The sequence below is a fragment of the Nostoc sp. DSM 114161 genome (assembly GCF_052692665.1).
The window spans coordinates 2,843,128-2,866,875 of record NZ_CP195141.1 but is presented as its reverse complement, the minus strand read 5'-3'; the positions used below and the strand labels follow the sequence as shown (position 1 = coordinate 2,866,875).

Annotated in this window: 19 protein-coding genes, 3 tRNA genes and 2 pseudogenes; 13 read left to right on the top strand and 11 right to left on the bottom strand. The window is 39.5% G+C overall.

What is annotated here, in order from left to right:
• The first annotated feature begins 35 nt into the window (after positions 1–35).
• Positions 36–815, top strand: coding sequence for a hypothetical protein (locus NSTC745_RS12545; protein ID WP_445637424.1), 780 nt, complete (start codon positions 36–38; stop codon positions 813–815).
• A gap of 8 nt (positions 816–823) precedes the next feature.
• On the opposite strand, the gene NSTC745_RS12540 is transcribed toward NSTC745_RS12545, so the two are convergent.
• Entirely contained in the window at positions 824–997 is a 174-nt protein-coding gene (locus NSTC745_RS12540) for a hypothetical protein (RefSeq protein WP_445637423.1), read from the bottom strand.
• Here NSTC745_RS12540 and NSTC745_RS12535 point away from each other — a divergent pair.
• Positions 988–1,397: pseudogene (locus NSTC745_RS12535) on the top strand (XisH family protein). The gene NSTC745_RS12540 and the pseudogene NSTC745_RS12535 sit on opposite strands and share 10 nt — an antisense overlap.
• Positions 1,385–1,720: a XisI protein gene (locus tag NSTC745_RS12530; protein ID WP_445637422.1), complete on the top strand. Its 336-nt coding sequence runs from the start codon at positions 1,385–1,387 to the stop codon at positions 1,718–1,720. Before NSTC745_RS12535 ends, NSTC745_RS12530 begins: the two are co-directional and overlap by 13 nt.
• A 116-nt stretch (positions 1,721–1,836) precedes the next feature.
• On the opposite strand, the gene NSTC745_RS12525 is transcribed toward NSTC745_RS12530, so the two are convergent.
• On the bottom strand, positions 1,837–2,814 hold the full coding sequence (locus NSTC745_RS12525; RefSeq protein WP_445637421.1) for a helix-turn-helix domain-containing protein: 978 nt from the start codon (positions 2,812–2,814) through the stop codon (positions 1,837–1,839).
• Positions 2,815–3,189: 375 nt separating this feature from the next.
• Positions 3,190–3,735, bottom strand: coding sequence for a DUF2267 domain-containing protein (locus tag NSTC745_RS12520; RefSeq protein ID WP_445637420.1), 546 nt, complete (start codon positions 3,733–3,735; stop codon positions 3,190–3,192).
• A 255-nt stretch (positions 3,736–3,990) separates the two neighbouring features.
• On the opposite strand from NSTC745_RS12520, the gene NSTC745_RS12515 reads away from it, so the two are divergent.
• The gene (locus NSTC745_RS12515; RefSeq protein ID WP_445637419.1) at positions 3,991–4,788 is read left to right on the top strand and encodes a dienelactone hydrolase family protein; all 798 of its coding nucleotides are present in this window, start codon (positions 3,991–3,993) and stop codon (positions 4,786–4,788) included.
• A 649-nt stretch (positions 4,789–5,437) separates the two neighbouring features.
• On the opposite strand, the gene NSTC745_RS12510 is transcribed toward NSTC745_RS12515, so the two are convergent.
• From NSTC745_RS12510 to NSTC745_RS12495, 4 genes are all read right to left on the bottom strand, one after another.
• Positions 5,438–6,085 (bottom strand): class I SAM-dependent methyltransferase, encoded by a 648-nt coding sequence (locus NSTC745_RS12510; RefSeq protein WP_445637418.1) that lies wholly within the window; start codon positions 6,083–6,085, stop codon positions 5,438–5,440.
• A 255-nt stretch (positions 6,086–6,340) separates the two neighbouring features.
• Complete coding sequence (locus tag NSTC745_RS12505) at positions 6,341–6,862, bottom strand: DUF937 domain-containing protein (RefSeq protein WP_445637417.1); 522 nt, start codon at positions 6,860–6,862, stop codon at positions 6,341–6,343.
• Positions 6,863–6,987: 125 nt separating this feature from the next.
• On the bottom strand, positions 6,988–9,375 hold the full coding sequence (locus NSTC745_RS12500; protein WP_445637416.1) for a DUF4912 domain-containing protein: 2,388 nt from the start codon (positions 9,373–9,375) through the stop codon (positions 6,988–6,990).
• A gap of 499 nt (positions 9,376–9,874) precedes the next feature.
• Positions 9,875–12,061: a sensor histidine kinase gene (locus tag NSTC745_RS12495; RefSeq protein WP_445637415.1), complete on the bottom strand. Its 2,187-nt coding sequence runs from the start codon at positions 12,059–12,061 to the stop codon at positions 9,875–9,877.
• Between the two features lie 187 nt (positions 12,062–12,248).
• Between NSTC745_RS12495 and NSTC745_RS12490 the strand changes: the two genes are divergently transcribed.
• On the top strand, positions 12,249–13,433 hold the full coding sequence (locus NSTC745_RS12490) for a hypothetical protein (protein ID WP_445637414.1): 1,185 nt from the start codon (positions 12,249–12,251) through the stop codon (positions 13,431–13,433).
• A gap of 57 nt (positions 13,434–13,490) precedes the next feature.
• On the opposite strand, the gene NSTC745_RS12485 is transcribed toward NSTC745_RS12490, so the two are convergent.
• Positions 13,491–13,916: a hypothetical protein gene (locus tag NSTC745_RS12485; RefSeq protein WP_445637413.1), complete on the bottom strand. Its 426-nt coding sequence runs from the start codon at positions 13,914–13,916 to the stop codon at positions 13,491–13,493.
• A 1,186-nt stretch (positions 13,917–15,102) separates the two neighbouring features.
• Positions 15,103–15,753: a TraX family protein gene (locus tag NSTC745_RS12480; RefSeq protein ID WP_445637412.1), complete on the bottom strand. Its 651-nt coding sequence runs from the start codon at positions 15,751–15,753 to the stop codon at positions 15,103–15,105.
• A gap of 315 nt (positions 15,754–16,068) precedes the next feature.
• Between NSTC745_RS12480 and NSTC745_RS12475 the strand changes: the two genes are divergently transcribed.
• The 8 genes from NSTC745_RS12475 to NSTC745_RS12440 all read left to right on the top strand — a co-directional run bounded on the left by NSTC745_RS12475 (position 16,069) and on the right by NSTC745_RS12440 (position 21,365).
• On the top strand, positions 16,069–16,200 hold the full coding sequence (locus NSTC745_RS12475) for a hypothetical protein (RefSeq protein ID WP_445637411.1): 132 nt from the start codon (positions 16,069–16,071) through the stop codon (positions 16,198–16,200).
• Positions 16,197–16,775: a hypothetical protein gene (locus tag NSTC745_RS12470; protein WP_445637410.1), complete on the top strand. Its 579-nt coding sequence runs from the start codon at positions 16,197–16,199 to the stop codon at positions 16,773–16,775. Before NSTC745_RS12475 ends, NSTC745_RS12470 begins: the two co-directional genes overlap by 4 nt.
• Before the next feature lie 65 nt (positions 16,776–16,840).
• Positions 16,841–17,008, top strand: a complete 168-nt coding sequence (locus NSTC745_RS12465) for a hypothetical protein (RefSeq protein ID WP_445637409.1) — start codon at positions 16,841–16,843, stop codon at positions 17,006–17,008.
• A 440-nt stretch (positions 17,009–17,448) separates the two neighbouring features.
• Positions 17,449–17,525 (top strand) — tRNA-Met (locus NSTC745_RS12460).
• A 1-nt stretch (position 17,526) separates the two neighbouring features.
• Positions 17,527–17,602: transfer RNA gene (locus NSTC745_RS12455), tRNA-Met, on the top strand.
• A gap of 385 nt (positions 17,603–17,987) precedes the next feature.
• Positions 17,988–19,058 carry a reverse transcriptase family protein gene (locus NSTC745_RS12450; RefSeq protein ID WP_445637408.1) on the top strand — a complete coding sequence of 357 codons (1,071 nt, stop codon included), beginning with the start codon at positions 17,988–17,990 and terminating at the stop codon, positions 19,056–19,058.
• 170 nt (positions 19,059–19,228) lie between these two features.
• A tRNA-Ile gene (locus NSTC745_RS12445) sits at positions 19,229–19,304 on the top strand.
• 534 nt (positions 19,305–19,838) lie between these two features.
• The gene (locus NSTC745_RS12440; protein WP_445637407.1) at positions 19,839–21,365 is read left to right on the top strand and encodes a slipin family protein; all 1,527 of its coding nucleotides are present in this window, start codon (positions 19,839–19,841) and stop codon (positions 21,363–21,365) included.
• A gap of 119 nt (positions 21,366–21,484) precedes the next feature.
• Here the strand turns inward: NSTC745_RS12440 and NSTC745_RS12435 are convergent, their stop codons facing one another.
• Both NSTC745_RS12435 and NSTC745_RS12430 read right to left on the bottom strand, forming a co-directional pair.
• Entirely contained in the window at positions 21,485–22,927 is a 1,443-nt protein-coding gene (locus tag NSTC745_RS12435) for an SAM-dependent methyltransferase (RefSeq protein WP_445637406.1), read from the bottom strand.
• Positions 22,924–23,586: pseudogene (locus tag NSTC745_RS12430) on the bottom strand (restriction endonuclease). Before NSTC745_RS12430 ends, NSTC745_RS12435 begins: the two are co-directional and overlap by 4 nt.
• Positions 23,587–23,748: the final 162 nt, after the last annotated feature.

Genomic DNA, 23,748 nt, shown 5'->3' with positions numbered 1-23,748 from the left:
TAAAGCAGAAAATTACACAATACTTCAACAATACTGTGAACGAAAGAAAAGGTATTCCAATATACCTCGATGAAGCCAAGCGTAAGTTTGCTGACTCAGTATTAGAGGAAATAGAGGTCACTGATTGGCATCCATCAAACACAGCTACAATACACCTTTGGCGATGCTTTGAGGCTCTCAAGGATATTGATAACCTGCTACAGGGTAGTACCATTCTCATCGCTCAAGAAGAACGACGTAGACGCGTTAAGATTCTTGTTACTCCTCTTTACTCGCTCTGTACAGCCATACAAGATATTTGCAACTACTTAAGTTCTGCTGCTGAACTGAAAAGTAAATTCAACAAGAAGGAGAGAGCAGAGATTGCTAAACTGCTGAATGACTTTTTAACAGTTGTTCCGCTTGACAAAACGAGTGCAATTCGAGGTGTTCGAGATCAATTATCGGCTCATATAGACAAATTAATGCCAAATGAGGCTAAGTCTGTTTTTGCAAAAGCTCAAACTCATCAAATTGGTATTTGGTTGCATCAATGCATTGTTACTCTAAGTAAACTACTGTTACTCGAAGTTTTTGCTTGGACTACAGATGATTGTCCCGAAGGTTATTTGCGCCTAATGAATGTAGAGCCTTGGTTGGTAACCTTTAAACTCGATAATGGTAAACCATGTGAGCTAGCAGAACTTCACATTACAAAATCACCCAAAAAGTTAATTGTAGAAATCTACGAGAAAATTATACAAACCTCGCAGTGGATGTTTCGTCCTGGAGATTCACGTATTGTGCCATTTAAAGAGGGGTCTATTGATACTTAGAAACTCGTCTAAACATGGCGTTCTAGCAAGTTTAGTAGGGTGTGTTGTCGCAAAGGGCAACGCACTTTCATTGTATCAGCAGGCGATCGCATTCCTCCCATAGTTATCCCAAAGTGCAACGCCCCATAATTATAGTTGGGTATCATAGGTTTATTGGGTTCTGGTTCTGTCCGTGTCTGCAAAAGACATTTTTCACGAAGCCGTCAAACGGGGACTGCAAAAAGAAGGGTGGGTCATCACGCACGATCCGCTAGTGATTAAGTTTGGCAAAGATAAAATGTCAATAGATTTAGGTGCGGAAAAAATCTTAGCAGCTGAGCGAGGAACAGAGAAAATTGCTGTTGAAATCAAAAGTTTTTTAGGGGATTCAGAACTTTTTGATTACCATGCGGCTTTGGGGCAGTTTCTAGATTAGCTCTGCGACTCAGGGAACCTGAGAGAGTTTTGTTTCTAGCTGTTCCACTGTCAACTTATAGATCGCTATTTAGCAGGGACTTTGCCCAAAGTTCAGTACAAGAGTATCAAGTTAAATTAATAGTTTACGATCCAAATGATGAGGTGATTGTGCAATGGCAAAACTAGACCAATATCGTGAATATATTCAAAGCTTATTAACTAAATATAGCAGTTTCCAACCTTCAGAGGAAGATGTTGAAATTCAACTCATATTTGATACAGCGCGAAACCATTACCAGATTCTAGAGATTGGCTGGGATGGATACGATCGCATTTATAATTGTGTGATACATCTCGATATCAAAGATGAAAAAATATGGATTCAGCGTAATATGACTGATATCCAAATTGCCCAAGAGTTGACTGAGATGGGAGTACCGAGACAGGATATTGTTTTAGGACTACAGCCATCACGCTTGCGCCAATATACGCAATATGGCGTAGGGTGAGAAAATAAGCGCGATCGCACTCCTTTTATACTTTTGTTTGCGGGTAGCATAGCTAGCTGTGCTACCCTACGGCGATCTGTACCTCACCAACTTGCAATCTGCTGTGGTGCAGTTCGTTAATATAATCCCTCTGGCGGGGAAATATCAGATCCGACAACCACACCAGTGTTAGTAGATTTAATTCCTGGTTTAACAGTAGGGGATTCTTGTTTTAACGATTGTACAACAGAAGAAGAGTTATCTTGCTCAATTGAGATACTTGTATTTGCTTGTTGCTGGGACATCAAAGCTAATCCTCCCATTGCACCGGCAAGAAGAGCTGTATAACCTACATATAAATGTGGCGCATGAGTTTCCAATCCCATTTCTTTTTTAGATTGAGACAAGGACTTAGTTATCGGTGTAGCTGCTTGTACTGGTAAAGAAGCAGCTAAAGCAACACCATCAAGTCCTAAAGCATCTCCATAACGTCGAATAAATCCACGTAGATAAATGTCATTTGGTAATTCTTCCGAGTTGCCGTTTTCTAATGCCTCTATCAACTCCATTCGGATATGAGTGGAAAAATGGATGTGGTACACAGAAAGCTCTTTGGACTGACGGGTTTTTTGGAGTTCTTGGCCGATTTGACGTAGGCTATCTATGCGTTGTTGGGCTGCTTGCTCGGCTTGTTCTGCTTGAGAAATTCTCTGATGATTCAGTAATTGTAGTGGTTTTTTCCACAGGGAATTTTCTGTTGCATTTTTAGACGGTTGCTCCTGGAGAGTGCAATCCTCCTGTTGTATCTCTGGTGAATAATCGACTGTTTCTGTGGCTTGCGTCGTATCTGTAAGTGTTTCGACTTCTTGATATTGTTGGGCAAATTGTCGAAATGCTAAACCGATCGCTTCTCTACCTACGGCTTTTAATAAGTCTTGAGCCTGATGGGTTTGTTCGCCTACTAACTTCTGCACCATCGCTAAAGCGCGTCGATAAACACCGCTACGATGCAGTTGTACTTCTATTTCTCCTAAAAGCGATCGCACCTCATCTTGAGAAATTTCAATATTCGGATTGCCTAGAATTTGCAAATAATATACAGGGGTACTAACCATTGTGAAAGCCTTTTATATTAATTCAAGAAAAGAAAGTTACAATCAAATCTTCACTAGTTTTCGTAACTTCACCTTTGTTTTCCGGATGTTAATTGTATAATTTAATTTTTTTTATTCATCATAAACACTGGAACAAAGCAGCGAGAAACCCAGTCATTGTTGTGAAAATGATACTGACATTTCTTTGAGAAAAAACCTTGTGTGCGTACCAAGGGTAAGTTCCTTGAAGTGTGCGTAAGTCTTATGGTGTAGTGTGAGAGAATGTAGCGATCGCATTCATCCCTTTAAATACATTACGCTACGCAAATCGGATTGCTATATGAAAAGTCTGTTTGTACGATCGCACAAACAGACTTAACTTTTTCACACTTGTAATTAAGCTTGCTCCCAAAGTTCGCGTACACGATCGGGAAGCCAGCCAGCGACTTCCTGAATCCGCTCTTGGGAAAGTTCGTCTTTAGTAGCAGAAAATACGGCTTTAACTGCTTGCTCTGCCGGAACGTTTGGTGGGAGCGCTCCTTCATTAGCGACTCGCGTCAGAAATAAATTAGAATCGATGCCAATGGGAGCCGGGCCTCTTAAAGGTTGACGGATTCGACTTAAAAATCCAACAATGGGATTGCTATCTTTCCACAAATCGGCAACTTCAAACTGGAGTGCTTTTTCATCTGTAGGCACAGCTTCTCTATGCAGTTCTGCTTCGACACGATTAATTGCATCAGTGGTCATTAAGTCGCGCATAACGCGAAACACAACTTCAGTAAAATCTCTGGCGTCATATAAATCTGCAAATCCGCCTTGAACCAAGACTTTTTCTAAGAACGAGCGATGTTCCTGTGCGATCGCTCTTTGAGTTCGAGTATCTTCAATCTCACTTGGATCGACTTCTGGTATGTTTGCTCTAAATGTTTGATCTGGCATAGTTTTTTTTGTGCTTCTTAATATTGAGTCTTTATGTTTACCTTTGTAAGGTCGCACAAATGAAAAACGCTTAGTATCATCCAGAAGTTCGAGATGCTGTCTGTCCAAAAGTTAGAAATCCAGTGTTGAGTAATATAGTGTTGACTGTTAACAGCCAACACGAAAAGATGTATAAGTTAGATGCAAGGGTAGCTTATCATCTGTGTCGAAAAACAGTCAAAATAGACAAGTTGGTATCAACTCGCCGGAAACAAGATGGTAGAAATCACAAACATCGAAATTAACACCGCAAAAGTCAAAATACCTAACAATGGCTTAGAAATCGATGCTTACTTAGCTCAACCAGCACATCAAGGAACCTTTGGTGCTGTTATGGTTTTTCCAGAAATTTTTGGAATTAACAGTAACATTCGAGATATCACCGAACTAATCGCTAAACAAGGCTATGTAGCAATCGCCCCTGCAATGTATCAACGTATTGCTCCAGGTTTTGAGGCTGATTTTAGCGCCGAAGATATTGGGTTTAGTCCAGAAGCCTATCGTCTGGGGTTGGAATACTATCAACAAGTAAAGTATCAAGATATCTTGAGTGATATTCAAGCGGCGATCGCCTACTTAAAAACTTTACCCAATGTCAAAAAAGATACTATTGGTGTCATTGGTTTTTGTTTTGGCGGTCATGTTGCTTACATCGCTGCAACTTTCCCCGATATCAAAGCCACGGCTGCTTTTTATGGTGCTGGAATTACCACTTCTAGTTATGGTGAAGAGACTCCAACTATCAATCGTACTTCACAAATTCAAGGTACTATTTATGCCTTTTTTGGCACAAGAGATACATTAGTTTCTCAGGAGGAAACCGAGCAAATTGAAGCAGAATTAAAGAGAAATCAAATCAATCACCGTGTATTTCGATATGATGCTGGACACGGATTCTTTGCTGGATTTTTCAAAGACAAGTACCCATTTATGGAACAACACCCAAGTTACAATCCTGAAGCGGCTCCTGATGCTTGGCAACACGTTCTAGAACTGTTTCAAAATCATTTGTAAACCAGGGAATAGGGAATGGGCTTTTAGTGGTGTGTATTAGTGAGGCGTTACACCGCATTAAATACACTCCCTGTTCCCTTTTATTAAAGTTTATCTGAAAACAGATATTTCTAAACATTTTCACAAAACAAGGTATTTTTAAATGATTGATTCTCTGATTTTATTCTTTATTTTGGTACTAACTATTCCCTTTATTATTGCTCAGCTTATGCCTGATAGACAGTGGCTAATAGCTTATACTATTTTTTTTGAACTTTAGCTGCTTTGCTTTATTACAACCATATAATAACACCAATTAATAGGCGAGGAAATGGTTTTTCATATGCATTTGCCCTCTTTGCTGTTTATTTATTTTATACATCAATAATTGTAGTAATTATTAATAGATCTATTGTATTATATTTTAAGTCTATAGGTTTTACAATTAACATCTGGTTTATAATTGGCTTAGTTTTGCTTGATGCCATGCTTATTGTATTTATTCTTTTTGTATTATTGCCAGCAGTTTATGGATAAAGCAAATATTAATTAAAAAAATACGATACCCTGCGGCTCATCATCACTTTTTCAAACTCACCATCTTGTATGGCGGTGCGTTACGGCTGAGCGTCTAACGCACCCTAGTTAAGATTTACTTTATAAAAAGTTTCTAAACTTTAGAATTTTTCAGCAGTAATTGACAACCACATGAAAACGGGTTTGGACTGTCTATGCGATTGTCTACCAGCACTTCAATATTCAGCTTACTGTTGTAAATCAATTGGTCATAATCCATCAATGAATTCCACTTGATTTTGTCAGTCGGGAAGCCCAACTGTGAAGCCCCATCAAATATTAATTCTTGCCATTTTACAATCTCTGGATCTCGCGATTTGCAATAATCAAGAATGGCAATTAAAGCGCCAGGTTTGGTAACTCTTAAAATTTCTTCTAAAGCACGAACGGGATCGTCAACGACACACAAGGTAAATCCCGATGCTGCTGCATCAAAGCTATTATCGGAAAAATCAAGATTGCAGATATCGGATACCTTGAAGGTGATGTCTGCGGATACGGTTTTTTTACGTGCTTCATCCAGCATTTTATGAGAAAGATCGATACCAACCACATACACCCCTTGAGGATAGGCTGGAAGATTAAGACCCGTTCCTACCGCAGCATCCAATACAGTTTGTCCTGGTTGAAGCTGCAAGGAAGCAATTAGCGGTTCGCGTTCAATGTGCCAGTAACGCTTCATGATTGCGTCATAATCCACCGCACCGCGATCGTAGGTTTCGATCGCCTGATTTATCTGCATAGGTTTGTTAACAAATAGAACTACTGTTTTGCACTATTTGTTCAACTGTATAACCTGTCTAGCGTCCAAACCTCGTCTATTATATTACCAGCAAGATAACTTCACAAATAGATAAATTTTTTAAGGGCAACGCAGCACATCTTTTCGTGTTGACTGTTAACCGTCAACAGGATGAGTTCCTGTGTAATTTCAAAGTTGCTACTCTTGAGATGTACGCAACTTTTGACAAAATCACACAGGAACCCTATATCTGTATTATGGATGAACAAAACGATCGCCAAATCTGAGAACGTCACTTAGATCGGTACCGCCATCGCCATCGCTATCTAGAAAAGTATTCAAAATAGAATTTGAATTTAGAGAATCACCGTTAGTAGAACCCATACTTAGCAAGCTTTGTACAGCCGAAGTTACTGTGGGCAAAATAGCCTCAATGACATTAGGACTGATTCCCGTTGTTTGGGAAACTGTTTGAACAATTTGCTGCTGCAACTGAGGTGACAGTAAAGATTGCATTCCTAGTCCACTGCTATCAGTACTAGCAGGTTGACTAATCAGATTTTGTAACTGATTCCCATCCGGTAATGACTGCTGATGCCTCAGTACAGGACGAAGCATATTGCCTACAACTGACATAATATTTTGCATTTGAGATGGTTGGATGCCTCGACTAGTCGCCACTTGCTGAACTGAGTTAATAATCGACTCTAGCTGAGCAACATTTCCGCGTTGATTGGGATTATTAATTGCACTTAAAACCTCAAAGAAAAGTCCCATGATTAATTCCTCTGTTACTTAAAATTGATTAATCAATGGATGCACCTTTATGATTACTGCATCTATGCAAAAATTCCAAAAGCTCCCTTGCCCTCTAAACGATCGCTTTTTCAGAGGACATGATATTAAATACTCAACACCTTATTCGATGGTATGTGAACGTAAAAGGAGCGGATAATACTCAGCCAACGGCCATCGTCTGTGTAATAACCTATTTCTGCAAGATAATCGCGATCGCTTGCTGGAATTGCAACGTGTTTATCTTGTTCGCACTCATCGCATGGATATTCTTGAGTAATATGCGGCGATTGATGGTCAATGTCTAGATTCGTTACATCGTGAACTCGCAGGACAAATCTGCGTCCTCCTTGCCTTCGTGCAGCTGTTTTGTACTCGTCTGCAATTTCCCAATAAGCATAAGCATCCCTCGTGTTGCGAGGTACTAAGATAATGCGGCAATCGCTATTTAGACTCGCTGTGTCTTGTTTTCTGCCAAAGGATGACTGAGCAGTTGTTCCCAGCCCTGCTACAGTAGGTGTGATTTCTGCAATTGTTTCGCTAACTCTATTTCCTAGATCTTTTGCAATGTTGGTTGTTGCGTTAGATGGATTATCAATTCGTTCCAATACCAAGTTAGCAGCCACACCTGACGATCTGACTCTGCCATCGTGCTTAAGAGTCGATGAAACTTTTATCGGTGCTGACTCAGCCAGTTTCAGCCAATGCCCATTGGCACTAATGTAGCCTAATTGTGCCACATAGTCGCGATCGCTTTGGACAATAGGAATGTGTAAATCTTGTGTTGATTCATCACACTCAAACTGCCGAAAACTATGGGCAGTCAGTTGTTCTAAATCAATGCCTGTACTGTCATAAACACGAAGCGCCAACTTTCTTCCCCCCTGTCGTTGCAGTTCTGCCTTCCGTGCTGCGGGAATTTCCCAATAGGCATAGATGTCTCTGGAATTACGAGGTACTAAAATTACACGACCGTCATCTTTTGTGGTTACAAAGTTATTGTCGGCTGAAGAAGCAGCCGCAACACCAGTAGCTGCTGTAGGGATAGCGCCAACGGATTCACAAGCAGGAACTCGCACTTTAGCCGAACGAGCGATATTTAACCAGCGATTATTATTACTCAAACAACCAAGCTCAACAAGGTAATCACGGTTATCTTGTGCGATCGCCAGGTGAATATCTTGTGCTTGTAGATCGACATCAAATTCCTTCATGCTATGGGGTGTTTGCCGATCTATGTCAATATCAGTGACATCATAAAGACGCACTTTCAAACTACGTCCATCTTGCCGTTGCAAGTCTTGTTTTACCTCATTGGAAATTTCCCAGTAAGCATAGACATCTCTGCAATTTCGGGGCGTAAGAACGATCCGATTCTCCGAGGCTTGGGCACTTCCTAGAGCAGGTGTAGCAACTCTAGTCGGGGTTGAAGTATCGCTGCGCCGACTTAGCAACCACCATAACAATCCACCTAATAAGGGAATCAGCAGTAACCACCACCATGAAGATTCACGTTGGGGTTCTGTTACAGCTCTAGTAGTGGGAGCGGTTATGGCTGTAGGTGTGGATGCTGTTTCAGGAATTGCGGGCGCATTTTTCACCCTGGCTTGTTCAATAATTCGCCCATTAACAGGGGCAGTCGCAAAGCCTAAAAATGCTGCGGCAGCAGGACTTGGATTAAATTTGTCGTAGGCATATCCCAAAGGTTGAGAGAAGGGATAACGGGGATCGGTGGGCAGAACATTGTGTAGTCTAACAATTTTCACATTGGGATTATTGATTACCCCATCGGCGATGGCATATCCAATACCATCTGTTCCCAATTCTTTGACTACCGCTTCTGTGCTGTCTGTGGAAACTTGGATTGCATTTGTACCTGTTTTAAAAGGAGCTTTTTGAAAAACGGGATAATTTTGAAGTGCTTGCCGCAAGTCACTATTCTCTGGGCGATCGATCCAGCGAATTCTGTGGGCAGAACCCCCAACCTGTGACCAGTCAGTAACATCACCCCGAAAGATTTTTGCAAATTGCTCAGAAGTCAGATTGTTGATATATGGATTGTCTTTGCCGACAATCACCGCAATCTTATTCCGAGTGATGGGAATACTTGCAAGCCCTTGGGCTTTCTCCGACTCTGTTAACGAACGACCAATTGCCGCCAAATCAATCTGTTCATTTAACAATGCTTTCAAAGACGCATCTGTTCCATCATATGCAGTCGCCACACTTGTATTAGTAAACTTCGTTTGAAACTGCTGCGCTAGTGCCTGATTAATCTTTTCCATACTGGTTGTACCATTAATCCGCACTTGTGTCCCACTAGGAACAGATTGCGGAACAGGAAAAGAAGTATTAACAGTCGATGACTGAGCCAACACTGGACTAGCAATCAAAGAGATTGTCAAGGGAGTAGACACAGCAGTAAAAACAAAAAAACTTGCTGCCGATACCTGTGATTTCTGGCGATCGAAAATTTTCCCAGCCTGCTTGTTCATAGCAAAAGACCTCCGCACATCACAAACGGAGGCAGATAAAGTACCAACTATTTTCAAATCGTTGATTAAACTACCTAATTCTGGCTACGATCCTTTGTTGTTTATTCTTTCTTAAGAGATAAATTATTAATAATACTTTTACTAAATTATTCACAAAACTCAGCCCTTGAGCAGAGATAATTTATTTTGATTGTATATAAAACATGATGCTTGCAAGTACAAAAGTTTTGGGTCGATATAATTTGCTACACGCTAGACCTCTTGCTTTCATTGGTTTTTGCACTCTTGGGGGAAAAGGGTAAAGGTTAAAGGGGAAGGGTATAATACAGAACCTTTTCCCCTTTCCCCGACTTATGCAAGAAGTCTACTGGTTTGAAGGTAGGAAGGAAAAGAAGAATTTCTATATTTAATTCTTCAGTTGTGTACGCCATTTATTTGCAAACTGCTGTAAAACGCTGATATAAAAAGGTTTATAAGTCTGTTGCCTATTGCCTTTTCGCTAAGCTTTTCGGCGCACAGGAATCTGAATGATAAACTCAGTTTCTTTTCCTAAAGTTGAGAAGCACTCTAGTTTGCCGCCATGTTTTTCTGTAATAATTTGGTAGCTAATGGACATACCCATTCCGGTTCCTTTGCCAACGGGTTTAGTGGTGAAAAAGGGATCGAATATTCGTTGCTGTAATTCTTGAGAAATACCAACTCCGTTATCAGCGATCGCCACTTTTACCCACGTGGAATTAACGACGGATGTGCGAATTGTAATTTGACTAGAATTTTCCTTGCTTTGGCGATCATTGCCCTTGGCATAACTTTCTTCTAAGGCATCAATGGCATTCACTAAAATATTCATAAACACCTGATTGAGTTGTCCGGCATAGCATTCTACTGGAGGTAAATTGCCGTAGTCTTTGATTACCTGAATTTCACGTTGTTCTGGTTTACCTTTGAGGCGATGTTGCAGAATCATCAAAGTACTGTCGATGCCTTCATGAATATCAACGCTTTTAAATTCGGATTCGTCCATGCGGGAGAAGTTGCGTAGAGACAGTACAATTTCACGAATGCGATCGGTGCCCACTTTCATAGAAGACAAAATTTTTGGTAAGTCTTCCTGCAAAAACTCCAAATCCATTTTTTCGAGAGCAATTTGAATTTCTGGAGCAGGGTTAACATTGTACTCCTGATACAATTGCACAAATGATAATAAATTCTGGGAATATTCTTGTAAATGGTTGAGGTTGCCATGAATAAAATTAACTGGATTATTAATTTCATGTGCGACTCCAGCAACTAATTGTCCCAGACTAGACATTTTTTCAGTTTGAATAATTTGAGATTGAGTGCGTTGTAATTCCTCTAATGTATTTTTGAGTTCAGTAGTACGTTCATCTACCCTGTCTTCTAGTTCTTCCTTGCTTTTCTCTAAGGCTGTAAACGATTCAAGCAGTTGTTCTGCCATGTAATTAAAAGAGTTAGACAGAGTATTCAGTTCTTGAATGGGGCTAGTTTCTACTGTCTGATCTAAATTGCCAGATGCCATTGCCTTACTTGCGCGATTGAGGCGCAGAATCGGGCGTACAATCCAACGGGAGGTAAAGACGCCCATCACCGAGGCAACGATTAATGCGGCAAAACAAAGGGCGATGGTGGTTTGTGTGTTGGCGTTGATTTGTGCCATAAACGCATTTTCTGGCACACTCACCACCAACAACCAATCCAAACCATAGTCGTCACGCCAAGGTACAACATCTACAAAATACCTTTTTCCTTGTAACTCCAGCTTAAAATTTGTGTCTTTGGTGATGGACTTAAACCCATTAAAGCTTTGTAAGTGTTTAGCAACGTTCTGTATTATTGGGTCAGTACTGTCCATCGCCCGCAATCTCTGAGCCTTTTGGTTAATCGAGGTAAAAGGCTTTTCTGTGCCCGAAGTAGCGATTAATCTGCCATCTCGTTCTAAAAGAAACACCCGCCCAGACTGACTAATATCCAAACTGCGTAAAAAATCGCCCAGTTTGAGCAGATGAATATCACAGGCAATCATTCCTAACAAGCGATTTTGCGAATCATAGATTGGACGACTGGCAGAGGCAGCAATGTAGGGGCCAGTGGGAAAGTTTTCTACCAGAATCTTTGTCCAAATGGGTTTATTGGCGGCTATTGGTTGGGTATACCAAGATTGCTCAGAATTTTTCCAATCCCAGCGAGTATTTACGTGAGTTCGATTGCCCCCTTCGTCAGTGGCATAAGTCGAGACATTGTTAGGAGGGTTGGCAGTCCAATCATCAATGGTGATGGTTTTGCCATCATAACGAGCAGCACCCACTCCTTCACCCGTTGTTAGTCCAATACCAATATAAGTCAGGTCATAGGCTTGGATTTGATCCCAGAAATACTTGCCAAGGGTTTGGCGATCGCTCACATCTAATATTCCCCTGCGGATAGCATCTGCGTTGATCTGATTCAAGGTTTGCGGAATTGAAAGATAAGACTTGAGGTGTTCATTCACCACGTCACTAGTACGATCTATCAACTGTTCTGCTAGGTTATTAACCGCTCTTTGTCCATTTTTAAAAGACAAATAACCCACTAAACTGACCGCTGCAAAAATTTGGAGCGCGAAGGGAACAACAAGAACAATTTGTAATGGTAGTGCCTTGTTTCTGTTAAAATGGCGAGTCTTCATTGCTGGGAACTGCAAGTTAATATTACTTGGATTTACTTGTATATAGTTCCCAAGATGACCAGATACTCACCTTTATAGGAAAAATTATCGAAAATTTACCGGATTCTCTTCAGCTTTTGAGAATAATAGCTCATCTACATTACTTTTGCGCTTCATAAAACTGGATTGAGCTTTCAAGGAAATTTGTATGACAAACCCCATTTTTCGCGGGATTACCTATACTCAAGAAATCATTAAAGAAAGCAATCAAAGAGTTAGTGGTACTAACGATTCCGACTGGTTTGTTGTAGAAGGTAACAACAATATTATAAATACACTAGATGGCAATGATGTTGTTTTATTAGGAAGAAAAGTAGACTTCACACTTAATTTTGAGAGTAGTATTTTTAGTGGTGAGGTTTTACAAACTAGTCCATTGCCCTGCAATTATAATGATTTTGAGGCAACCGTTTATACTGGCAATGGAGATGATTACGTTAGTGCAGGAGGAGGCGATCGCACAATTCGTTTGGGCAGTGGAAACAACTTTTTAGATGATTATGGTGGAAACTATCTGTTCGATGCTGATAATATTATTGGCTTGGGCGCAATTCCCAAATTAGTTGCTTCAGCAGGATCGGGGGACGATATTTTCTATTTAAGTGGATTTGCTAACCGAACTATTTATGCCGGAAAAGGCAACAATTTAATTTTTTTAGGAGCCGGAAATGCCAATATTAGGACAGGCTCAGGAAATGATGTTATCACCAGTGAAGTTTCAGTATTGACTTATATCTTTGACAGTGGTTTGCCATCCTATAACCAAAGCATCATAGCTGGAGATGGTGACAATCAAATTGCCGTTCTTCCCTATGGTGAAACTACAATTAGAACAGGCAAAGGTAAGGATTTTATTCTCGCTGTTGGCATCCCTGGTTTAAGTTCTGCCAAAATTTATGCAGGTGATGGCAACGATACAATTATTACAAACGATACTAACAGCATTATTCAGTCTGGTTCAGGCGATAATTTAATTTTTGCCGGTTCGGGTGATGATACTATCCGACTAGGAAGCGGCAATAATGTAATCAATTTGCGCGGAGAGACGGTTTGTTTACCCGAACCTTTAAGCCAGGATACAAACCTGTTTGATTCATCTATAGAGATAAAAGGCGGGGGGAATGATAAGGTCTATTTGGGTGAAGGAACAGATACAGTGATTTTGGGAAGCAGTGGTTTTGCTACCATCTATAATTTTAGTTGTGGCGATCGCTTAAATGTCAATGGCTTAGACGCCAGCTTCACCCAAATCGGAAAAGACACACTAATTAATTCATGTGGTGGTTCTTTGGGAATTCTCAAAGGATATACAGGTTCAGTTGATTTGGTCTAATATCAAAATCCTTGTAGAGACGTTGCAATTGCAACATCTCTACTAATACCCCACATCCTAACTTGTTGTTGCTGTTTCTTTTCCATTCTTGCTCTGTACGCTAGCAACAAATGACGATTCGTCAGCCTTGAAAGTTGGTGATTCGCCTCGCAGCCCCTTACGACGCTGGTTTTTTGGAACTCCTCCCGCCATCCCGTACTCTACACTACTTTTGCCATATCGAGTACCAACTGCCATCAGCATGTGTTCTGCCATGTCTGCCAACTCGTTTTCTGTTTCTAGCATTTCGCGGTACAATTTATCCAAGTTGGAAAGCGCACTGTTGTAGGCATTTTCTCTAGTTCGCATCTTCTCAATTAAGCTTAAGAATGCAGGTGAAGTGAGTCCATTGCCTAAATCTAAATTTGAACCAATTGAGTTTATGCCAGCAGCACGACGCGCTGCTTTTTCTAAGATTATAGAAGTTCTTTTTTTACGAGCCATAATATACACCTTGTGATTCACTACGGTTAATATTCTTTACCTTAAAAAACTTCCATATTAATTAACCTGGGAGAATTTCACCAAATCTGCAATAGCTTTTGCTACCAGCCTGATGTTTGTCATGAATGCGCGAACTACTTAAATAAGAAAGTCAAAAGGCATTTTGAGGAAGTAAAAGCTTGTTTTGCTTGCGGAAAACACCAAAATGAGTAAGTCAAAAGGCATTTTGAGGAAGTAAAAGCTTGTTTTGCTTGCGGAAAACACCAAAATGAGTAAGTCAAAAGGCATTTTGAGGAAGTAAAAGCTTGTTTTGCTTGCGGAAAACACCAAAATGAGTAAGTCAAAAGGCATTTTGAGGAAGTAAAAGCTTGTTTTGCTTGTGTAAAACACCAAAATGAGTAAGTAAAAGCTGATTTTGCTAACTAATAGGACTTACGCACTGTACAAATTAATCATGGTGTGAATTTACATGCATAGGTCGTTTCAGGCTTTTATTAATCATTCTTTGATAGTAAATAGACCCTCGGTGTAAGGGCACAGCACTGCTCATTGGTGTCAAATTAACGTGAACCCTGGTGAAAACGTGATGAGCGAGTTCTACTCACTTCCCATCAAGATCCGCGTTACCCCACCCCGGCTTTGCTGACGCAAAACCTCCCCTTAGCAAGGGGAGGGGATTGAGGGGTGGGGTAAACGGCTGTGGAACAAAGCTTTGGGCTTAAGTTGACACCAATGAGCATTGCTGTGCCCCTACAACAAATGTGGTTTTTTAATTACTTATATTTGGTATTTTTTGTCAATGCGTAAGTCCTAACTAAATTCGGTTTTAAGCTAATACGCATTTAACTTGCATATTGTTGATTCTGGAGAAAAAGCGTCAATCCTTCTGCCCTGTTCCTCTGCCCCTCTGCTCAAGATCTGTCTAAATATGCAAATTAGGTGCTTAAAAGCTTATCTATATTCTTGCGCTCTCAAGAACAGTTATGATTCTCATGAGGGAGGCGATGGTGAAGCATAAAGTAATGAAATAAATGCAGCCGAGAATATTTTTATGCAAAAAGAGTACGATTGTGAGTGTAGAAATATCTAATTTTATCTGTGTCAGCAAAAGCCACCGTATAAAAGGCAATACACAGATTACGGCGTTGCTTGAGAAGTTAGGCGATCGCTTATCAAATCCTCAATTCTACCTGGACGATATTAAATAACTAATTATACCTAAAATTATTAAATGAGCCGGATAAAACAGATAAAACCATCTAGCTCGCGAACCTTGTTTGCCATTGAATTGAAAAACAAGCAATCCTGAAATAATTGCAAAACTTTGAATTAAAGAAATCCTAGATATAACTACTAAAATTAAGTGAAAGATGCACCAGTAGAGCAACCATACTTTCGGCTTCAGTTTGTCTATTAGAGACATCAGTATAATTACTCCAATTCCATATCCTCCATACTCAAAATTAAAAGTTTCAGCGACGACTGCAAACAATACATAAATTGTTAATTTCTGCCAAAATTGAGAGCAACGCTTTACTAAGCGCAACATCCCAAGCCCAAGAAGAAGCGTAAAAAGAATATTAAGTGTGAAACTCTTGAAAACAACAGTATAAATTGGTTGAGATATAATTGCTGCAATTAATAGTCTACTTCCATAGCGGTATATATTTTGGGTGTGTTTTTCGCCTTGAGCCAGCAGCCATGCAAAAAGCGGAAAGCTCAATCGCCCAATTACATGCAATATTAATAACTGTGGCAATAGCAAATAGCACACATGATCCATAACCATGAATACTGCTGCTAAGATTTTAATCCTGAAAGCTGAGAGTTTAATCACAACGCTTAGTATTTCCTTGGATTACTTAATAGAAAATCAATAAAAGATTATTTATTTCTTTCTTTAATATAGTAGTTATTCCAATTCCTATGGAATTCATATTTGATTTTTGCGAAGCTAATTAAAACTCAAAAAGCCTGCTTTGCTGTTGCTTATACTTCGACTTACTTCGACTACGCTCAGTACAAGTCGCTCAGTACAAGTCGCCTATTGCGTCCCTATGGCGCTTGTGTTGCGCGAAGCACACCACGCAAATAAATTTTCCAAATCAAAGCAGATTTCTATAGCAATTTGGTAACATTAACAAAAAGGGCGATGTCTGTCTTTAAAAGTTTAGATGCCTGGGGTAACCGCAAAGCCTCTACGGCGTCAATTGCTGCTAAAAGTTTTCCCTACGACAGGCTGTCTAGTCGTGCCCTTTTCACCAAAGATCGCAAAACACTATGACAAAGCGCAAAAAAAGCAATCTCCAGTGGATTAAAGAAACGCTAGAACTAAAGCCTGACCATCACTGGGAATCTCCATCAGGCTACAAAATATTTGTCGCCAATCGCGGGGCTGTTCGCTTCAATGTCCCTCAGGATTGGGTTTTTGAGCCACAAGAAAAATCCTTCAAGTTCATGGATAAAAAACCCCCCAACGATGATTGCTGTCTAGAAGTATCCTTTAATCAGTTACCTCCCAATGATTGGAGTCAGTTTCCACTCAAATCTACCTTGAGGAAAGTTGTAGAAGACGACAGCCGCAACCCCATTGAAAAGGGAGAAATTATTACCGTCAAGCGCCAAACCGCCAAAATTGTCTGGACAGAGATTAAGTTTATTGATACTCAAGAAGAACCACGCGAAGCTTTTTCGCGGATTTGCATTGGTTTGGGGTCGAATGTTCAGTGCTTGATTACATTCGATTTTTGGGCAGATCAAGCAGAACAACTAATACCCGTTTGGGATGAAGCAATCCGTAGTCTCACACTAGGACTATATATTCGCGACCCTATGACTGGTTTAGCTTTTCCGGACTAAATCATAGGCAATAGGCAGTAAATTTTGTTTACAACTTACTTGAAGGTTGTAATATAAGTCCTACCATGAAAACTTTATTTATCTTGATTGGGGCAAAAGGAGCAGGTAAAACTTATATTGGAACCTTGGTTAATGCTCATACGGCAATCAAATTTCTTTCTGTGGAGCCAATATGGGTAAATCATTTGCACAATAGAGCCAGCGATCGCAATGGATCGGATATTGTTGAGTAAAAAATCGATCGCTTGTTTGAAAGCAATAACAAAGTAATGATAGAATCTCTGGGTGCAGGAGAGGGTTTTGCTAAGTTATATCAGTCTTTAAACAATAAGTATCAGATAAAATTCATTAAAGTTCAATGTGCATTAGATAAGTGCTTAGAACGATTTATAAATCGAGATAGTGCCGAGCATATTTCAATATCTGCCAATAAAGTAGAAGAATACAATAAAATTGCTGCTCAGGTTAGTTATAACGATGAGGAAATGAGGGGACGAGGGAGAATAGTTCTTAACTCCAAACTCCTAACTCAACACTCAACAATCCCTTTATGCTAAATTTGAAGCGGAATAGTAACAAAGTTACAAAGCTATGGTTCAGGTTCCATTTGCCTGACTGGTGCGCCAACCTTTGGTATGAGCGTATATCGTGGAGTACTTTAAACTATACCATCGTTTGATTAGCTCAGTTGGTTAGAGCGATCGACTCATAATCGATGTGTCACAGGTTCGACTCCTGTATCAAACACCAAAGGAAGTTAGCTCAATTGGAAGAGCGATCGACTCATAATCGATTTGTTGTAGGTTCGATTCCTATACTTTCACCCAACCCTGTCCGGGTTAAAAGACACTACCCTGTAAAGGTAGCCAATATGGTACGAATCCCAAAAGGTTCGAGACCCCTATTTTCTCAACTCTGCGGTGCAAGTGTTTTGCTGTCGCTCATCACTCCCAAGGTGGTGTTTGATGGCTACAGTCAAGGAGCTAGCGCAACTGTATTTCTCTTTAACTTGAGTACGTCCCTTCGTTTTCCACAATCGATTTCTCTACGGAGATTTTGAATTGGCAAATAGAACGGCGTATTTGAGCGCAGTTATTTTTCTCCACATTGCTGGGGAAAGTAACAGCAATCTTAATCCAGTTCTGGAGAAACTTTTGCCCGCGCCTCAACTGTAAACACTTGCATTAGCAGAGTAAAAAAATCTTTTGTATTATGTACAGCACAAATTTAACCATTACTCCATTAGAGATTGAGGGTAATCTAGAAAGCTTGGAAAGTGACTCAGCAGTTTTGCGATCGCATGGTTTAGCTGAATATAATACTGCCACAGAAATAGCATTTGCAATGGGAATAACCCCAGGACAACTACGTTTTTTAACATCTAGCTTTCTTGGATCTCAAGTTAAACATTACGTCTACTTCAAAATCTCAAAAAAGACAGGTGGAGAAAGGCTTATCTCTGCACCTAAACCCTATCTTAAGGCTGCTCAAAGATGGATTTTAGAAAATATTTTAGAAAAATTAGAAGTTCATCATGCAGCACATGGTTTTTGTAAAAATCGTTCCATAGTCACCAACGCTCAACCTCATATTGGTGCTGATGTCATAGTCAATATTGATTTAGAAAACTTTTTTCAATCAATTTCCTACAAACGCGTCAAAGAATTATTTTCCGGGTTCGGTTATTCAAAAACTGCGGCAAAGATTTTCGCTTTGATTTGTACTACTTCGGAAATCGCAATAGATGGACAAGCTAATAATACGACTTCAGTAAACCGCCACTTACCTCAAGGTTCACCTGCCAGTCCTGCCATTTCAAATCTAATTTGCTATCATCTCGATAATCGGATTGCGGCAATGGCTAAAAGTCTGGGATTTTGCTATACACGGTATGCTGACGATTTAACATTTTCTGCTTCTGGTCAGGCATCACGCAGAATATATAATTTAATTAAAAATGCTAAATTAATTATTAATAGTGAAGGTTTTACTGTTAATTCTCATAAAACCAATATTTTAGTTAAATCTGTGCAACAGCAGATAACAGGTGTTGTTGTAAATACACAATTAAATATATCTAAAAAAACATTAAAAGCTTTTCGTGCAACTCTATATCAAATCGAACAAGAAGGCTTGTCAGGCAAACATTGGGGAAATTCAACTAATATAATTGCTGCAATTACTGGGTTTGCAAATTATGTAGCAATGATTAACCCCGACAAAGGTGCAGAACTGCGATCGCGTGTGGAACGCATCAAACAAAAATATGAATGCGAAGAATAGCTGATAATCTGCTCGATTTCGCCGTTCTCTTGTAATATTTTTTTCCTATGCTAAATTTGAACCGAGATAGTGACAAAGCCACAAAGCTGTAGTTCGGGTTCTGTATACCCGACTGGTGCGCCAACCTCTGGTAAGAGCGTATTCCGCTAGTGCTTCCAACTATTTCACCATGAAAGTTAGCTCATTTGGTAGAGCGATCGGTGTATCGCCGATTGGTTATAGGTTCGATTCCTATACTTTCAGCCACAAAACCCCTGCCCTGGGTACGGGCACCTTGTTAGGGACAAGGCAACGTTACAGCTAGATGATTGGGACATTCAAAAAACCCAATGAAAAAACTTTTTGTTTTTTGTACTCTGTCATGCAGGTGTTCGTAACAGTAAAGGAGCCAGCGCAACTGTATCTCTCTTTAACTTGAGTATGTACCTTCGTTTTTCTACATCTGGTTTCACTTCGGAATTCTAGATTGGCAAAGCGATCGGCATATTTGAGCGCGGTTCTCTTTTTCTAGATTGCCATTGAGCCGTCTATTGAAAGTGACAGCAATCTTAATCCAGTTCTGGAGAAGCTTTTGCCCGCATCCCAAACTATAAACACCTGCGCCGGCAGAGTGAGTGTAGTATAATACTACAAAAGTAAAACAAATCGTTTAGCCTTTGTCTATAGGTTTGTAAACTCCAGAATTATAGGTGGTATTTAGTTTCAAGCAAAGTTATTCTCAATCTAAAATCCAAAATCCTATTACCTAAGGCATCGTCTAAATTATCTATGCAAATTACTATGTGGCAAACATTTTATATTAAACCTAACGAAATCGGTATCCTATACCACCGTAGCGACTTCAAGAAAATTTTAGAGCCTGGTACGCACACTTATTTTGGTCGTCATTGGCAAGTAAAAACCTACGACCTCAACCAGCCACAAGCTCAAATTGAAAACCTAGAACTGTTGTTGCGAAATCATCAGACTGAACTGCAACAACATTTATTGATTATCAGAACCGCATACAACCAAGCCGCTTTAGTACGCTGCGGTCAGAATTGGGTAAGCGTTGCACCAAATCAATTGGTAGCTTTTTGGCGTGGTTTTATTGAGGTAGAATCTTATATCTTCAACTTAGAAGACAGTTTAGAATTGCCTAGTTCTTTTGTGCAGCAACTACGTAAAATCAGCTTGAATGGAGTGAAAAAATTTCAAATTTCGGAGTATGAGATTGGTTTACTATACGTGCAAAATGATTTTGTCCGACCTCTAGAACCTGGAGAGTATGCTTTTTGGTCAGTAGATCGGGATGTATCTGTACGGACTCTCAGCCGAATTGTGCCTAACCCAGACTTTCCCCTAGAAGATGTCCTAATTGAAAAACATCCCGACTTTGTTGCCGCCTACTGCCAAACAGTACAATTACTGAATTGGCAAGTTGCGATTGTGCGGTATCGAGGTAAGGTGATTTCTATATTGCCACCCACAAGCCGCAAGCTGTTTTGGCAAGGTGTTGAGGTGGAAATTATCGACATCAGCACTCATGCTCAGTTAGAGCCTCGCTTAGTGGCTGAGTTGGTAGAGGGTTCGGCAGAAGTAAAATTGCTCAGCCGCAACTGTTTGCATATATGCCAAGTACCGGCACAACACACCGCACTACTATACATTAATCAAGAGTTTCAAGGACAGCGATCGCCAGGTATACACGCTTGGTGGTTATTTGGACGCTCCTTTCAAACCGAAACCATCGACTTGCGACTGCAAAATATGGAAGTCTCAGGCCAAGATATCCTGTCTAAGGATAAAGTACCTCTGCGGTTAAATTTGACAGCTGGCTTTCGCATCCTCGATCCGTTGAGAGCAAAAAGCGGCTTGTCAGATATTGCTGGCTTCTTATACAAAGAATTACAATTTGCATTGCGTGGTGCGATCGGCGAACGCAACTTAGACGCTTTATTAGAAGATAAAGGTGCAATTGACAGAAGTATATCTGAATACATTCGCCAGAAAACCGCAGATTATGGAATCGAAGTAGATTCTGTAGGCGTTAAAGATATTATTTTACCTGGCGAGATTAAGACTATCTTGAGCAAAGTAGTCGAAGCAGAAAAAGCTGCTCAAGCAAACGTAGTCAGGCGCAGAGAAGAAACCGCCGCTACCCGCAGTATGTTAAACACTGCCAAAGTAATGGAGGATAACCCTGTAGCTTTGCGTCTCAAGGAACTCGAAGTTTTAGAACGCATTGCAGAGAAGATCGATCGCATTCAAGTTAACGGCAGCTTGGATAATATTTTGACAGACTTGATTCGGATTAATGGGCAGTGATTTAGTGATTAAAGACGATCGTACACCGTGAGAATGCGGCAATTTCTGAATTGCGATCGCCTTTACTTCTCAAAGCCACCCTCTCTTACGCGATGATTTCATCTAACTTTGTCAGATAATCAAATTAATACTTCTGCTAAAGCTGCCAAGTTTAATTTATTTAAAATACTAGACTTAATTGGGCGCTTTTCGTCCCAAAAAATTAAAGACGAATAAAAGTCTTTTGCTATTGAAGAAGTCAAAAGTTCAAAAGTTTGATATGCTAATTTTTCCTCATCAAAGCTAATAAAGTAAACTGTATCATCAAAAACCGCAGATTTTTCTCCTATCTGACCTATCAATCTAAAGTCTAATTTCTTGTAAAGTCCACAGATTGCAATTTTCCAAGGTGCAAAAGTATACGAACCTACACCAAAAATCGAAAATCGAGGATTATCTTGATAAATCTTACTTTTTCTTTTGTCTAGGTATTGTGAATATGCTTCTAGATAGTTCCAAGTTTTAGGAGCAGAATTTTTGATATGTTCGATAGATTCACCCACAAATCTTTGAGTTACTAAAACATATCTATCAGTAACCTTTGTTTTATTTTGAGCAACATAGGAACCTTTAAGCAAAGGAAAAATATATGTTTCTTCAATATCGACAGCTTCTCCCAATCCATTAATCAGAGTGTTGTTAATTTTGCGAAACTCCATCACACTGGCGCAATCATGCTTAATGCCAGAGCGCCATTTTATTTTTGATTTTTTATCGTATAGATTTTGTAGCTTTTCAAATGTGATAATATCTCTGACAAGTACATTATTCCAATAACCTATTCGATAATAATTAGAAGTTTCAAGGCTGCTGAATACATCACAGAAATAATTTTGTGAATTTGAGTCAAATTTACATAAAAGTAAACACGCGTCAACAGTAGCATCAAAATATTTTTTTGTATCTATTTTGTAAGTTGCACAGTAAGCAAGATGTAATTTTTGAGAACTAATATAGGTTAATATTTTCCTAGCAACAGAACTCTTACATAAAATCGCTAGATAACCTTCACGCTTTTGTAGCCATTGCACAACCTGAATTAACATCCATTCAGATATATCAAAATTACTCTTACCTGTAATTGCATCTAAACCAGAATAGTTTTGAAAATTACTCTTATTTGGTAAATTATTTCCATCAATGCTACCTTGCTGCGAGTTTGTTACCCAAGGTAAATTACCAATTACTAATATTTCATCATTTGATTTTTCTATAATTGATAACCAATCAAATTTAAAAAAATCCCCATATATAATTTCAATTTTTTTATGATTAACAAATTTAGCTTTTGTTCGAGCTTGATTTAAATAATCAAGATTGATTTCAACTCCAAAAATTTTATTTGCTGATTCAAATGAATCTAAAGCTGCTTCAATAAAATTACCAACTCCACACGTTGGCTCAACTATAATATCTGGTATTATGCCAAGTTCAACTAGCTTTTTACATACTTTATTAGCTAATTCTAATGGTGTCTGGAAATCTCCGTACTCTATCTTTGTTTTATGTGCAGTATGAGTCATGGATTGATTTTGTAAACAGGAATTATACCATCTTCTTGACCAGCACGTTCTATTACTCTTCCATACTGGAGTCGCCATTGCAAAGCGTTGGAAATAGTCAGAAAACCCTGTACAGGTCGATTGCTCATAATTTCATCGGCAATGTTGCTTGCCTCAATTTCATCAACGGGTAAATTGCGATCGAGCATGAAAGCAATTAAATCATCTTTATTACCTTCGTTTGCTATGATATTGCGAATTCCACGAGTCATCTGAAAATCTGCGGTTCTTTCGGCGCTTACATAAATAGTATGCAAAATATTTAGGGTTGCTGTGCGGTTAGTGCTATTGTCTGTTTTATCGTAGACGAAAATCAGCAGCGAATACCCAAGCCCAAATATCTTTTGACGTGCAGATTTGAAAGGACATGATGATTGTGGTTGTCGAATGCTTGTTACCTTAACATCTACAAGTAACCCTGGAAAGTCAATACCGCTTGCAGAATTACCCTCTACAAATTCATATAGCTATTTGAGATAAAGTCTAAATTTTTGTTCCAAGTATGTCCCAACAGCTTTACCATCAGTCACACCATATAGCAAAGGTTCTGGATGTAAAGACTCGGCCGCTGAAAATATAGCAGCTTCTGAGCATAGAGTTTCTACGGTCAAAATTGTCATGGATAAATAAAACTAAGTGTCAAGTATCATACAGTAGTCCTATTTGATTTGTGAAAAAACTAAATATAGAATAGCGATCGCAAGCTGGTTATAGAGTAAAGGCGATGTCTATGACAGCTCACACCTACGCGGTTGAAGCAAATGTACGAAATGATGTGGTGC